Source organism: Paenibacillus sp. J31R109, assembly GCF_059692055.1.
The window spans coordinates 99,104-112,566 of the sequence record NZ_JCAUAR010000013.1; the positions used below are offsets into that span (position 1 = coordinate 99,104).

Here is a 13,463-nt window from a genome sequence, read left to right on the forward strand (position 1 = left end):
TCAATCATTTAGGAGCTGAGAACAATGACGGATACCCCAAGAAGAAGAGCCAAAATTGGTCTCATTCAAGTGAAGCCACGGTATGACGAGAGTGTTACGGTAGAGGGGTGCTTGGATGAGCTGCTGCAGCTAGCAGAGCAATGTCTCAAGGATGGCGCCGATCTTGTATTCATGCCAGAGGCATATCAATATCGTTTGGCTCGGCGTCATATTCCAAGAGGAGAGTTGTCCAAAACGTATTCAGAAACCTATAAACAGCGCTGCAGTCAGCTGGCCCGAAAGTATAATGCTTACGTTGTTCCCTGGGATTATGAAATCGATGAGCAGGAGAATGTTTATAACGTCTCCTATGTGTTAGACCGAAATGGCGTAGAAATTGGCAGGTATCGGAAGGTGCATCTGACCCGCGGTGAGACCAAGGTGCTAACGTATGGGCGTGATTTCCCTGTGTTTGACCTTGACTTCGGTAAGGTTGGCATCATGATCTGCTTTGACAATTATTTTCCAGAATCCGCACGCATATTGGCCTTACGGGGAGCTGAATTGATCCTATTTCCCTTGTTTGGAGATACCTTGAATCCGCAGTGGGAGATCAAATTAAGAGCAAGAGCGATTGACAATTCTGTCTATGTCGCCACTTGTCATTTGCATGCTGATCCGGGTACTTCGTTTACGGGGATGGTTTCGCCAACCGGCGAGATTATCGCCAAAGTAGAGTATGAGGGGACGTATCAAGTCGTTGAAATCGATTTGAGTACGAAGATTATGACGAATACGAGAGCAGTAAAAGGTTCATGTGAGGATATTAAACAAATGTTGCTTAAGCTGCGTCGTATGGAAGCCTATCAACCTTTATTAGAAGATGTTCCGCAAATGAATTGGGAAGAGATTGAATTTTTTAATAAAGAGGAGTGATTCTTGCTTGGGACAATTGGAAAACACGGATCACCTGAATCAACCATCTCGGTTTGCTTTTTCAGTCTTTACCAAGCCATGGAAATCAGTATCGATAGATAATCTCGCGGCAAAAGTTCAATCATTAGGCTTTGATGGCATTGAATTTCCTGTCCGAGAGGGCTTTCAAGTGCAGCCTGAACAAGTTGAGAAAGAGTTGCCACGATTAAGCAGCAAATTAAAAGCGTATGGTCTTCACATTTATAGTATCGCGAGTACGACCGAGGAAGCCATTTTTGCAGCTTGTGCGGAGTCAGGCATCCCCCTCATTCGGATCATGGTTGATGTTGATTTCAAAGAAGGTTACTGGGCATCTGAAAAAAGGATCAAGTCCGAGCTGGAGAAGCTCCAAGTGCTATGTCAACGATACCGGGTAAAAGTTGGCATTCAGCAGCATATTGGACGCACCCGTATCAAAAATGCCTTCGCTCTGCATCGCATTCTAGATGGGCTAGATCCGAATTGCTTTGGCGCGATTTGGGATGCAGCGCATGATGCCTTAACGGGAGAGCGACACGAGTTGAGTCTGGATGTCGTCGCACCGTATTTATGCATGGTGAATCTGAAAAATGGTTACTACCAAAGAGTGAACGGGAATGAAGCGGAGCAAGCCCAATGGGAACCTTACTGGAGCACTGCACGTCAAGGCATGGCTTCGTGGCCATCAGTTATCGATCATTTACTTCAAAGGGATTACAAAGGTGTCCTTTGTTTAACAGCCGAATATAGCGACGAATTACATGTTGACGATCATATTGCCGCAGATATAGCTTATGTAAAATCACTCGTTTGCACATGAAGGGAGGAGAGATTGGATGCGTTCCATTATCGCCAATATTGAATTATATCCGGTGCTCGTCCCCTACCGTAGAGTGTTTACGCTTGGTAACGGGGCCACCAACAAGACGAATGACGCGGGTAAGCCCGTTCTCTTTGTGAGGATGGAAACGAATGACGGACTGGTTGGTTGGGGGGAGCAACGAGCCGAGCCGAGATGGAGCTATGAGACGATTGAAACGATGGTTGCTGTCATCCAGCATCATCTAGCTCCCTTAGCGATCGGCTTATCCCCCTATGAGGTAAACGTATTCCATAAACGAGCCGAAGAGGCACTTAGCGTATCCGTATCGAATGGCATGCCCTTTGCCAGAGCTGCCATCGACATGGCTTTTCACGATTTGGCAGGCAAAATGGCCGGATTGCCCTTACATGCCCTTCTCGGTGGTGCGATTACCACAGAAGTTCCGCTTTGTTCAGCGATTGGCGTGAACCTGCCTGAGGTCATGGCCGAGCAAGCGCGAGAATCCAGTCATTATTCGGCGTATAAGATCAAAATATCCGGTGATGTCAGAGGGGATCTTAAACGTCTGCAAGCCATACTCAAAGTAGCAGGAAATAAACCACTCTGGCTGGATGCCAACCAATCGTATACGCCGAGTACGATGGTTCAGCTCTTGGAGGCTATCCGAGGATTTCCATCTGTCGTTTGTGTAGAACAACCGGTTAAAAGCTCGGATTGGTCCGGGATGACAGCCATACGCCGACGAAGCCGATTACCAATTGCCATTGATGAAGGCAGTTTCTCAGCCATGGATTTGGCAAAAGTGATTGGGATGGAAGCTGCGGATATGGTTGTTCTTAAAATTTGCAAATCAGCTGGCATTCGCAAATGTATGGAAACAGCTGCAGTCGCTAAAGCGAACGGCATCGAATTGTTAGGCAGTGGTTTGACGGATTGTGGCGTGGCCTTCGCTGCATCCATTCATATGTTCAGTACGCTTGAGCTTGCGCTTCCTGCTGAATTAAATGGTCCAGAGCTTCTTCAAGATATGCTGGTGAAAGGGCTTGATATCCGCGGAAGTGTCGCGCAGGTTCCAACTGCACCAGGATTAGGTGTTGAACCTGAAGTTGACAAGCTGCGTGAATTACTCGTGAAATCGCTTGGAATTATTAAAATATCGAAATAACATTTAAAGGAGAGATTACCCACCATGTCAAAGAAGCGGTATGCCTTAGTCGGATGCGGAATACGAGCAAAGTTCTTCTACACAGCGATGGTAACTGAATTTAAATCTAACGTAGAGCTGGTCGCGATCTGTGATATCAATCAAACACGCATGGATTTTACCAATCGTGTCTTAGTAAATGAATGCGACCATCCTGCTGTTCCTACGTATAAACCGAGTCAATTTGAAGAGATGGTTCGAGCGGAGAAGCCAGATGTTATTTTTGTAACATCTATTGATCGCACTCATCATACGTATATCATCAAAGCCATGGAAATGGGTTGTGATGTGGTTTCTGAGAAGCCAATGACCGTGGACGCTGAGAAGTGTCAAGCCATCTTGGATACAGTTAAAATGACAGGACAACAGCTTCGTGTTGCCTTTAATTATCGGTATTCCCCACAGTTCAGCAAGGTGCGTGAACTCATTTTGGATGACGTAATTGGCGACATTAAGTCTGTCAATTTTGAGTGGCTGCTCGATATAAAGCATGGAGCCGATTATTTCCGCAGATGGCATCGGGATAAACGAAACAGTGGTGGTTTGCTCGTTCATAAATCTACGCATCACTTTGACCTCGTTAATTTCTGGTTGGGGACCAAGCCGAAGTCAGTGGCTGCAATGGGAGATTTGAGTTTCTACGGCAGAGAAAACGCGGAAAATCGCGGCGTGGAACAATTCTACCAACGTTCCTTCGGCAGCGAAGCAGCGTTGAATGATCCTTTTGCCATAGACCTCGCAGGTAATGACACATTGAAAGCGATGTATTTGGACGCTGAGAAAGAAGATGGTTATCAACGCGATCAAAGTGTATTCGGCGATGGAATTAGCATAGAAGATACGCTTGGAGTCATCGTTCGCTACGAGAATAACGCAATTCTGACCTATTCGCTTAACGCGTACACCCCCTGGGAAGGGCTGGTCGTTAGCCTGAACGGAACGAAGGGGAGAATGGAAATCAAACTGATTGTGAAGCACTTGAACAATCCGGATGGAACCCATGCACAGGAATTATCGCGCGAAAGATCAATTACTGTTCATCCGATGTTCGGAAACGCGTATAAGGTTGATTATGAAGAAGGAGTAGGCGGTCATGGCGGTGGAGACCCGGCTTTACTACATGATATCTTTGTGGAACCAGTGAAAGACAGATTGAATCGTGCGGCTACGCATATAGATGGTGCTATGTCTATTCTGACTGGCATTGCAGGCAATATGTCCATGCAGACGGGTCAATTCGTAAGCGTGGATACATTAGTTCGATTTTAGTCATAGAAAGGCAGGAGTATCGTGCTGAAAATAGGGCTCATAGGCGCAACCGGCCATGTAGGTTATGTGTTCGAAGGATTACGCGATCAAGCAGATGCCTATCTGGCAGGCATTGCTCCTGGTTCGCTTGGAGAGGACATGGATAGCCTAAATCGTCGTGCGATACAGTGCGGTTACACACCAGAGCTTTATGCAAACTATGTAGAGATGTTAGATACACTGAAGCCAGATGTCGTAGCCATTGCAAGCCATTTTAATGATCATGCCTCGATTGCTATTGAAGCCTTACATCGCGGTATTCATGTCTTTGTGGAAAAACCGGTGGCTACCACCTTTACAGATTTGGACAATCTCAAAGTGGCGTATCAGAACTCGAACGCACAGCTGGCGGCGATGTTCGGCATTCGTTACACTGCTTGCTTTCTTACGGTAGGAAAGTTGCTTCAGGAAGGAAACATAGGCGAGGTTAGATTGCTTCATGCGCAAAAATCATACCGTTTAGGGGAGCGCGATGCGTTATATAGGCGACGTGAAACCTATGGAGGCACGATTCCGTGGGTGGGAAGTCATGCCATCGATTGGCTCTATTCATGGAGTGGTGAACGATTTTTGTCCGTGTTTGCGTCGCATTCAACGAGGGCCAATCAGCAGCATGGTGAGTTAGAAGCGACTGCCATGTGTCATTTTACATGTACGAATGAAGTCATGGCTTCTCTCACGATTGACTATTTAAGACCGAAGCAGGCTCCGAGTCATGCGGATGATCGCATACGGATCGTAGGTACGCGTGGCATGGTCGAAGTGATGCATAACAAAGTATATGTAATCAACGAACATGCCGAAGGTATTCAAGAAGCTCCATTGCTGCCTTCACAGCCGATCTTTGCCGATTTCTTGGGGCAGGTTCAAGGGCGTGGCAAGTGTTTAATCCATGCTGAGCAATCGTTTGCGGTGACAGAAGCATGTCTGAGAGCAAGAATGTCTGCTGATGAAGGACGCGTTGTCTATTTCTAACTAACACTGGAGAGAGGTGGTTCTATGAAACCTGTAAACGTAGTGCTGGTCGGCATAGGCGGATATGGCGGCTTTTATGTGAATGCCTTGTTACAAGGCGGCGGCAAATACCCCTATATCTTGAATGGTGTAGTAGACCCTTATCCTGAAAGAAGTCATTATTATGAGAAAATACGTGAATTGAAGATACCGATGTATCCGTCACTTGAGGCGTATTATGCGGTTGCATCGTCGGACTTGGCCGTTATCGCTTCGCCCATTCAATTTCATAGTGCCCAAACCTGTCTAGCCTTGTCACACGGGAGCAACGTGTTATCTGAAAAACCGTTATGTCCGACGATGGAAGAAGCTTTCATGATGATGAAGGCGAGAGATCAAGCCCAGAAATTTGTTGCGATTGGGTACCAGTGGAGTCATAGTCAAGGCATACAGGATCTAAAGCGAGATATCATGACAGGCGTATTCGGAAAGCCTTTAAGGCTCAAGACGCTCGTGCTTTGGCCTCGAACAGATTCCTATTACGCCAGGGGCTGGGCTGGCAAAAAACAAGACGCCAATGGAACGATGATTTTGGATAGTGTAGCCAATAATGCCACAGCGCACTACTTACATAACATGTTCTATGTCCTTGGTGAGAGTATCGCTGAGAGCGCATTTCCATCCGTTATCCGTGCAGAGCTGTATCGTGCGAATTTTATCGACAATTTCGATACCGCTGCAATGAGAGCCTATACGGAGAATGGGGTAGAAGTGTTGTATTACGGGTCCCATGCCGTGAATCAAAGCAAGGGAGCTTTGTTCAGCTACGAATTCGAGCAAGCTGTCATTTCGTTTGATGATGGAGAACACAAAAAAGGTTCACCCATTGTGGCACGTTTTCATAGCGGAGAAATAAAAGAATACGCGAATCCGAATCAATATCCGGATACGAAGCTAAGGATGGCTATAGCGGCAGCGGCAGAGCAAGGTGTACCCGTATGTGGCATTGAGGCAGCCATGTCCCAAACGATGTGTATAAGCGGCATTCAAGCCTCTATGCGTGAGATCGTGGACTTCCCTGAAGCGATCGTCAAGCGTGGGGAGCGGTTCTGGAAGAGTGATACGGGCCATTATGTGGAAGGCCTTGTGGAGCAAATGACGTATTGTTATGAACAGGCAATCTTGCCGGCAGAAGCAGGTTATCATTGGGCCAAATCAGGAGAATCTATCCAATTATCGAGGTGACAGATGAAGAACCACGAAGAAATGACGACAGAAAAGGAACGAGTACTCAGAAAACCACCGTATCCGAAAAGCAGCGTGATTCATGGCCTAGAGTGGGAACCCGCAGATAGCATGATTCGCACGGCAATCGGAGTCGTATATATGACAGATCCTGTCAAGTATGATGGGAGCGATAATTGGCCGGTGACATGGGCTGACGATGATCAACTCTATACGTTATATGGTGACGGATATGGCTTTGACCCTGTACTCGAAGAGAAACTAGGATTAGGCTTTGCTTATGTAACAGGGAATCCACCGGATGTTCACGGGATTAATGTTCGCTCTGGATCCGGCGAAAACCAAGGATATGGCAGACAAGGGAAAAAGGGCAGCGGTGTTCTCATGGTCGACGGCATCCTATATGCGTGGTTATTTCACGCAGATGAGAAAGGGGGACAGGCGCAGTTAGCTTGGTCTACCGACCATGCTCAGACTTGGAACTTCAGCGATTGGAAGTTTGAAGCATTTGGTTTATGCGCTTTTATCAATTACGGGAAGAATTACAGTGATGCAAGGGACGATTATGTCTACACGGTCACTCATGATCACCCCAAAGCCGATGTACCTTCAGATCGGATGATCCTTATGCGAGTTCCGAAGGGGAGGATCGGCGAGAGGGAAGCCTATGAATTCTTCAAAGAATTAGATGAAGCATCACCGGTTTGGACGAAAGAGATCGAGGAGCGCGGAGCGGTGTTCGAACATCAGGATGCCTGCCTAAGATCAGGAATCAGCTATAACCGTGCCATACAAAGGTATTTGTGGTGGCAGCACATTCCGAACGCACCTGGCCATAGGGATAGGGGAGACACTCGCTTCTCTGGCGGATTCGGGGTTTATGATGCACCGGAACCATGGGGACCCTGGACGACAGCTTATTTTACAGAACAATGGGATATGGGACCAGGAGAACGAGGAGAATTTCCAACGAAATGGATGAGTCCGGATGGCAAGACTGTCTATTTGGTTTTCTCAGGCGACGATAATTTCTGTGTGAGAAAAGCGGAATTACAGCTATAGCATGGCAATAAATAAGGGGCAGAGCGATGTAACCTATTCGCTCTGCCCCTTACCTATTTATCCGACTAACGCAGTTATTTTCACTGTAACCTCCGTGCCAACGCCAGGCTCGCTCACCATTTGTAAGCCACATTGCTCACCGAAGGTCAGCTTAATCCGTTGATTCACATTCATAACACCAATATGATTCCCAGTAATCCAATTCTTATTGGCTAACTCAGCATTAATCTGTTCCAGCTTAACGGGATCGATTCCGATTCCGTTATCTGCAATTCGAATGACGGCGTGAGCACCCTCCAGTGCGCCGGTAACTATAATTCTGCCTTCGCCTTCTTTGGGTTTAATGCCATGATAGATGCAATTTTCAATCAGCGGTTGGAGAGTGATTCTTGGAATTTTGTAATCACTCAACTTCTCATCCACCTGCACGACCACTTCAAATTTGCGAGGATACCTTATTTTCTGAATGTCGAGATAATGCATGCAGTACGCGAGTTCCTCTCGAATCGTTACCAAATGACCCTCACCTTCTAAGGAGAAGCGCAGAAGCTGAGAAAGAGAGGTAATCATTTCGGACACCGGATTTTCGTCGCCGGTTAGTCTTAAGGCTTGCCAATTAATCGTTTCAAGTGTGTTGTACAGGAAGTGAGGATTAATTTGCGATTGCAGTGCAACAGCATACGCACGATCAAGGAGAGACAGACGATAACGAAGTTCATTCTCCAGTTCTTGCTTTTCTCCATAGGAGCTAAGGATACTTGAGGTAATATATTTAATCTCATTTACATGCGTTTTCACGGATGGAATGGGGCTGGCTCGCTCCGAATCCTCCAACCAGTCGCCAGGTCGACTAACGACAGACATAATCTGCTTAATCGGAATAAACATGCGCCATGAGACGACTAAGGACAAGATCAAGGCTACCGCGATACTGAATAGGGAAGAAACGAATAAATAATTTCTAATGTACTTGGCTTTATCCTCATATAGCTTCAAAGGCACGACAGAAATAAAACGCCATTTATTGTACTGAGATTTGACATGAGAAATGGACTGCTTGGATTCTTCATTGTAAAAAAAGACGGGTTCATTCGGATTTCCTTCCATCATATTCGAATTCGGGATGATTTCTGAAATCGGATGGTTGATCAAATCGAAATTATCCTGACCCACGATGATCCCATTGGCATCAATAATATAGAGGTTATCGATGTAATGATTGTTCGTGTTATGAATGATACTCATGAACTTCGCGGTATCAATATTCATAATAACACTGCCTGTCTTGGTCTGAAGCAAGGGGGCCATCCGAATTAATGTCATCAGCTGACGCTCGCTGGTGTCGGAATAATGGGTCTTTGATTGTCTAGCCAGCGACCAGTCTCTATACGTCAATTTCTTTTCATTATAGCTGGGCAGCCATCCCAGATCCATAAATTCATCCAAAGACCATCTTCTTAAGTCAGACGTCCAGATGGACTGATTGTTTTCGGAATATAAGTACACGGAATCTACAAAATCTTGAATATTGTTGGTGTAATTGAGCTTCGTAAACAGTTTGGCGGTGAGGATACTCGTATCATAGGTCGTTGTCCCGGCGTTCCGCTTTTCCATCAATTGCCCAACGACATCGTCGGAGGCAAATCGTACGGAGAAATCATCCACCTCACGCATGAGCATGTCGACCATATCTCGAATTCGAGAGAGGGAGTTTAAGTGTGCAGAGCTGATTTCTTCCGTCACCGTTTTACTGTACAGATTGTAAATTCCGACACTTAACCCTGTGACTGGCAGTAGGACAAGCGCGAGAATAATCAGAAAGTTTTTGATAAATACACTTTGAAATCGGTAGTTTTTCAAGATGAACCATAAGCTTAAGGGATCTCTCATTGTTTATCCTTGCTAATCGATTTACGTCGATATTCGGTAGGCGTATAACCAGTCTGCTTTTTAAATATTTTGAAAAAGTACTTCGTATTCTTATACCCTACATTGGAACCAATCTCATAGATTTTATATTGTGGATCTTGCAAATATTCTAGTGCTTTCTGGATACGGGTCTCCGTCACAAAATCAGTAAAATTACTTCCGGTGTACTGTTTGAAAATTCTACCCAAATAGTCTGGACTTAAATACACTTGCGAAGCGGCACTTTCTAAGGAGATATCTTTGTTGTAATAGTGGTTGACATAATCCTTGGCTTTCTGGATGGCTGAAGGTTCTGTTGCCATATGTTTTTGAAAGTAGGCGTTGATGTCGTTCAGAACCGAGAGTCCCCATTGAAGCAATTCATCGTAACTATTCAGTCGTAAAATGGTTTCATAATAGAATGGTTTGTTCGTTATTTTATCGATAGGCAAATCCATTTCATTCAATTTGAAGCTGAGAGAGGAGAAGAGTTCAATTAAGAAGTTCTTCACATAATAAGTGGGTAATTTACCTTGATGTACGGTATCCAATAAGATAACATACTGCTCAGATACTGCTGCGATATTGCCTGCGCCTAGATAGGCGAGAAATTGTTTGCGTTGTTCCGCAAGTTGAGGGGTATTGCGCAAAGACATTTCCGTTACTTCCCGTTCGAACCAATCTTCTTCTTTGTTAACATGTAAAGCACTGTCGCTCATGAGTTGGCGCAAATTCTCAAACAGGCCCACGATGTTTGTATGTGCTTCAACACCTAATAAGGTATGCATACGTTGTAAGACAGTTTGCATATACGACGTGATCGATGCTCGGAAGGATGTGGCATCAGGGTTAGATTGAAGTTCTAGCGCAACTAGATCAAGTTCTTGTGCATTCATGAAGATGGGGACATACATAATGCCAGACCCTTCATGACGAATCATTTTTTCGATTGAATCAGCGGAAACGCCAGGAGTTGCAAAGGAGATGCGGATTAATGCACATTGATTATGGAGGGTATTCACATGAACTTCGGTTAGCCGAAGCAGTTTTTCTACCTCAGCAGGATCGGTTAATTTACCAGTTGATACATCACGAAATAAGTGTTTTCGAATCAGAGGGAGCAATTCATTCTTATGCTTCACGACTTTGGATACCTGTTCGTTCTCATCTTTTTCCTTGTCCAATCGGAGTTTCACGTCTTGAAATACAGTTCTTATATCGCTGAGCTTTGTCGGTTTTAATAAATAATGAATGACATTGTAACTCATTGCTTGTTTGACATAATCAAATTCCTTAAACCCACTAATGAGCACGATTTTGGTTTTGTTGTGATTCTCATGCACATATTTAGCGAGTTCTAGCCCGGAAACATGCGTCATTTTCACATCCGATAGGATGATATCGATCTCCGTTTTCTGCAGCCATTCAACAGCTTGTTTACCATCCTCCAGCTTAGCAACAAGCTGAAATCCGAGAGAAGACCAATCAACTAAATCGCTTAATCCTTCTCTAATGTGTTCCTCATCATCTACAATCATTAGCTGATACACGGAGTTCTCCTCCTTTGAAAGCGATTTACAAGACGGTTTCTCTTAAATTTATACTTTCATACAGAACGTTGTCAATGAAGTAGACCAAATAACGGATTTGTACCATTACGCCGATAATCATCCAGTTTGCGCCTGTTTTCTATGGGAGGATAGTCCAATTATTTACTTTTTGGGCCTGATGTGGTAGAGATATAGGTAGAAGCCGCTTGAAGACAGCCTGAAACTTCTCCACGAGTTAATTGAGATGAAAATCGAAAATAGAAGGAAGTATTCAACGATGAATCTAGAAAGCGTGATGCAGGAGCTTGAAGCTCTCGGTAAGGAACGTACAAAGAAAATGTACCTGTCTAACGGTGCGCATGAACCGCTTTTTGGGGTTGCGACAGGCGCTATGAAGCCAATCTTTAAGAAAACTAAAATCAATCAAGCTTTAGCTGATGAGCTCTATGCTACAGGGAACTACGATGCCATGTATTTTGCTGGAATTATCGCAGATCCCAATGCCATGAAGGAAGCAGATTATGAACGTTGGATGGACACCGCTTATTTCTTTATGTTGTCCGATTATGTGGTTGCCGTCACCTTGTCAGAAGCGAATATTGCCCAAGAAGTCGCGGATAAATGGATCGCTAGCAGCAAGGAACTGAGAATGTCGGCGGGCTGGAGCTGCTACTGTTGGTTGTTGGGGAACCGTCCAGACAGCGAATTCTCCGAAAGTAAAATTGCCAACATGCTTGATCTAGTGAAGAGTACGATACATGAAGCTCCAGTGCGGGCTCAGTATGCGATGAATAATTTTATTTACACGGTGGCGGTGTCTTACATACCCATGCACGATAAAGCGGTGGAGATCGCTAAGGCCGTCGGTCCCGTAGAAGTTAATAAAGGAACAAAACAGAGTAAATTCATAAGCGCGGCCGAAAATATTCAAAAAGCCGTAATGAAGGATCGACTTGGTTTTAAACGCAAACATGTAAGATGCTAAACATACTTGTCAATTGGGCAGCCGACCATCCTGGACTCGGCTGTTTTTTGTGTATCAACAACAATAATATATTTAAAAACGATTGTTTTTTATTGCAAAACGATAATTATTGTGGTAAATTGAACTTAAATTTAAACATAAGTGAGGGACTTTATATGAAACGAGGATCAACACTCTTTTTAAAGATAGCTGTTATTCTGATGGGACTTCCTATTCTGGCGTTGTGCATATTTGTAGTGCCAGAGATTGCAAACTACGCAGTTGAGTTGTATCCGGATCACACCTATCTCAAATATTTATGGATGGGTGATCTATATGCAACGGCTATACCTTTTTACTTTGCACTCTATCAAACATTCAAGCTTTTGAGTTATATTGATAAGAATAAAGCTTTCTCGGATTTATCTGTCGACGTGTTAAAGAAGATTAAAGTCTGTGCGGTTATTATCAGCGGCTTGTACGTACTCGGTTTGCCGCTCTTCTATCTGGTAGCAGAGAGAGATGATTCCCCAGGATTAATTCTCATCGCACTTGTCATCAGTTTTGCATCCATGGTCATTGCTGTTTTTGCTGCAGTACTCCAAAAGCTTTTAAAAGAAGCGATTGATATAAAATCAGAGAATGATTTGACGGTCTGAGGTGAGAAACATGGCGATAATAATTAATATTGATGTGATGTTGGCTAAAAGAAAAATGAGCGTAACCGAACTTTCCGAGAAAGTTGGCATTACAATGGCTAACCTTTCTATCTTAAAAAATGCAAAAGCAAAAGCGATTCGTTTATCGACGTTAGAAGCGATTTGTAAAGCGTTAGATTGTCAGCCGGGAGATATTTTGGAATACAAGAGCGAGTAGGATATATGTATCGTAAAAAGCAAGGAGCAGCTGCATCGCAGTTCTGCTCCTTGCTTGTGTTTACATAGGAAGGGAAAGGTGAGTTTATGCAGCTAATTAAAAGAATAACCGATAGTGATCTGCTTGGTGGTGATCCTGCATGTATGCAAACCATCTCCCGTTACGGTTCAAGAGGTGTTGTCGTAGATAACAAGTTGAACGTTATGATGATGTATATGTCCAAAACAAACCTGTACAAGCTACCTGGGGGAGGCGTAGATGAGCGTGAAGATGCGAAGGAAGCATTTCTACGTGAAATCCGAGAAGAGACAGGTTATGAAGCAGAAATCCTGCAAGAACTAGGTTATATCGAGGAGCATAAGAACCGAAACGATTTCATGCAACTTTCGTACTGCTACATTGCCGAAGCACAACAAAAAGTTAGTAATACCATGCTTACAGATGACGAAATAGAGCTAGGTATGGAAGTGAGATGGATGACACTCGAGATGGCATTACTAGTAATGAAAGAATCGATCCAAACCTGTACGGATTATTCGGCTACATTTATGATTTTACGAGATAAGGCCATATTGGAAAAAGCGGTGCTCGTGCTAACATCTTAATCCCGCGGCAGTCTGCTTATTTAATTAATTC

At 44.4% G+C, this 13,463-nt stretch carries 13 protein-coding genes; 11 read left to right on the forward strand and 2 right to left on the reverse strand.

Annotation, left to right across the window (positions count from 1 at the left end; all coding sequences use genetic code 11):
• Positions 1 to 24 precede the first annotated feature (24 nt).
• Genes AC58QT_RS26170 through AC58QT_RS26200 form a run of 7 tightly spaced genes read left to right on the forward strand, consistent with a single transcriptional unit; the run spans position 25 to position 7,529 of the window.
• Positions 25 to 915: a carbon-nitrogen hydrolase family protein gene (locus tag AC58QT_RS26170; RefSeq protein WP_497411578.1), complete on the forward strand. Its 891-nt coding sequence runs from the start codon at positions 25 to 27 to the stop codon at positions 913 to 915.
• A 7-nt stretch (positions 916 to 922) separates the two neighbouring features.
• Positions 923 to 1,753, forward strand: a complete 831-nt coding sequence (locus AC58QT_RS26175; RefSeq protein ID WP_497411579.1) for a sugar phosphate isomerase/epimerase family protein — start codon at positions 923 to 925, stop codon at positions 1,751 to 1,753.
• 16 nt (positions 1,754 to 1,769) lie between these two features.
• Positions 1,770 to 2,921, forward strand: a complete 1,152-nt coding sequence (locus AC58QT_RS26180; protein WP_497411580.1) for a mandelate racemase/muconate lactonizing enzyme family protein — start codon at positions 1,770 to 1,772, stop codon at positions 2,919 to 2,921.
• Between the two features lie 24 nt (positions 2,922 to 2,945).
• The gene (locus AC58QT_RS26185) at positions 2,946 to 4,229 is read left to right on the forward strand and encodes a Gfo/Idh/MocA family protein (protein WP_497411581.1); all 1,284 of its coding nucleotides are present in this window, start codon (positions 2,946 to 2,948) and stop codon (positions 4,227 to 4,229) included.
• A gap of 21 nt (positions 4,230 to 4,250) precedes the next feature.
• A complete protein-coding gene (locus tag AC58QT_RS26190) occupies positions 4,251 to 5,243 on the forward strand; it encodes a Gfo/Idh/MocA family protein (RefSeq protein WP_497411582.1) in 993 nt (330 codons plus the stop codon).
• Positions 5,244 to 5,267: 24 nt separating this feature from the next.
• Complete coding sequence (locus AC58QT_RS26195) at positions 5,268 to 6,467, forward strand: Gfo/Idh/MocA family protein (protein WP_497411583.1); 1,200 nt, start codon at positions 5,268 to 5,270, stop codon at positions 6,465 to 6,467.
• A gap of 3 nt (positions 6,468 to 6,470) precedes the next feature.
• Entirely contained in the window at positions 6,471 to 7,529 is a 1,059-nt protein-coding gene (locus AC58QT_RS26200; protein WP_497411584.1) for a glycoside hydrolase family 183 protein, read from the forward strand.
• Between the two features lie 57 nt (positions 7,530 to 7,586).
• Here AC58QT_RS26200 and AC58QT_RS26205 read toward each other — a convergent pair whose 3' ends face one another.
• Positions 7,587 to 9,419 (reverse strand): sensor histidine kinase, encoded by a 1,833-nt coding sequence (locus AC58QT_RS26205; protein WP_497411585.1) that lies wholly within the window; start codon positions 9,417 to 9,419, stop codon positions 7,587 to 7,589.
• Entirely contained in the window at positions 9,416 to 10,987 is a 1,572-nt protein-coding gene (locus AC58QT_RS26210; protein WP_497411586.1) for a response regulator transcription factor, read from the reverse strand. The genes AC58QT_RS26205 and AC58QT_RS26210 overlap by 4 nt, the downstream gene beginning before the upstream one ends.
• A 277-nt stretch (positions 10,988 to 11,264) precedes the next feature.
• Here AC58QT_RS26210 and AC58QT_RS26215 point away from each other — a divergent pair, with 277 nt between their 5' ends.
• The 4 genes from AC58QT_RS26215 (at position 11,265) to AC58QT_RS26230 (ending at position 13,432) form a co-directional block, all read left to right on the forward strand.
• Positions 11,265 to 11,972, forward strand: coding sequence for a DNA alkylation repair protein (locus AC58QT_RS26215; protein WP_310224460.1), 708 nt, complete (start codon positions 11,265 to 11,267; stop codon positions 11,970 to 11,972).
• Between the two features lie 155 nt (positions 11,973 to 12,127).
• Positions 12,128 to 12,610 (forward strand): DUF2975 domain-containing protein, encoded by a 483-nt coding sequence (locus tag AC58QT_RS26220; RefSeq protein WP_310224463.1) that lies wholly within the window; start codon positions 12,128 to 12,130, stop codon positions 12,608 to 12,610.
• 10 nt (positions 12,611 to 12,620) lie between these two features.
• Positions 12,621 to 12,827, forward strand: coding sequence for a helix-turn-helix domain-containing protein (locus AC58QT_RS26225; RefSeq protein ID WP_310224465.1), 207 nt, complete (start codon positions 12,621 to 12,623; stop codon positions 12,825 to 12,827).
• 86 nt (positions 12,828 to 12,913) lie between these two features.
• Entirely contained in the window at positions 12,914 to 13,432 is a 519-nt protein-coding gene (locus AC58QT_RS26230; RefSeq protein WP_497411587.1) for an NUDIX hydrolase, read from the forward strand.
• Positions 13,433 to 13,463: the final 31 nt, after the last annotated feature.

Excerpts from the sequence above, each read along its gene's own strand:
- AC58QT_RS26195 (WP_497411583.1), top strand. The coding sequence starts at position 5,268 with ATGAAACCTGTAAACGTAGTGCTGGTCGGCATAGGCGGATATGGCGGC.
- AC58QT_RS26205 (WP_497411585.1), bottom strand. The coding sequence starts at position 9,419 with ATGAGAGATCCCTTAAGCTTATGGTTCATCTTGAAAAACTACCGATTT.
- AC58QT_RS26170 (WP_497411578.1), top strand. The coding sequence starts at position 25 with ATGACGGATACCCCAAGAAGAAGAGCCAAAATTGGTCTCATTCAAGTG.
- AC58QT_RS26225 (WP_310224465.1), top strand. The coding sequence starts at position 12,621 with ATGGCGATAATAATTAATATTGATGTGATGTTGGCTAAAAGAAAAATG.
- AC58QT_RS26220 (WP_310224463.1), top strand. The coding sequence starts at position 12,128 with ATGAAACGAGGATCAACACTCTTTTTAAAGATAGCTGTTATTCTGATG.
- AC58QT_RS26215 (WP_310224460.1), top strand. The coding sequence starts at position 11,265 with ATGAATCTAGAAAGCGTGATGCAGGAGCTTGAAGCTCTCGGTAAGGAA.
- AC58QT_RS26185 (WP_497411581.1), top strand. The coding sequence starts at position 2,946 with ATGTCAAAGAAGCGGTATGCCTTAGTCGGATGCGGAATACGAGCAAAG.
- AC58QT_RS26200 (WP_497411584.1), top strand. The coding sequence starts at position 6,471 with ATGAAGAACCACGAAGAAATGACGACAGAAAAGGAACGAGTACTCAGA.
- AC58QT_RS26230 (WP_497411587.1), top strand. The coding sequence starts at position 12,914 with ATGCAGCTAATTAAAAGAATAACCGATAGTGATCTGCTTGGTGGTGAT.
- AC58QT_RS26180 (WP_497411580.1), top strand. The coding sequence starts at position 1,770 with ATGCGTTCCATTATCGCCAATATTGAATTATATCCGGTGCTCGTCCCC.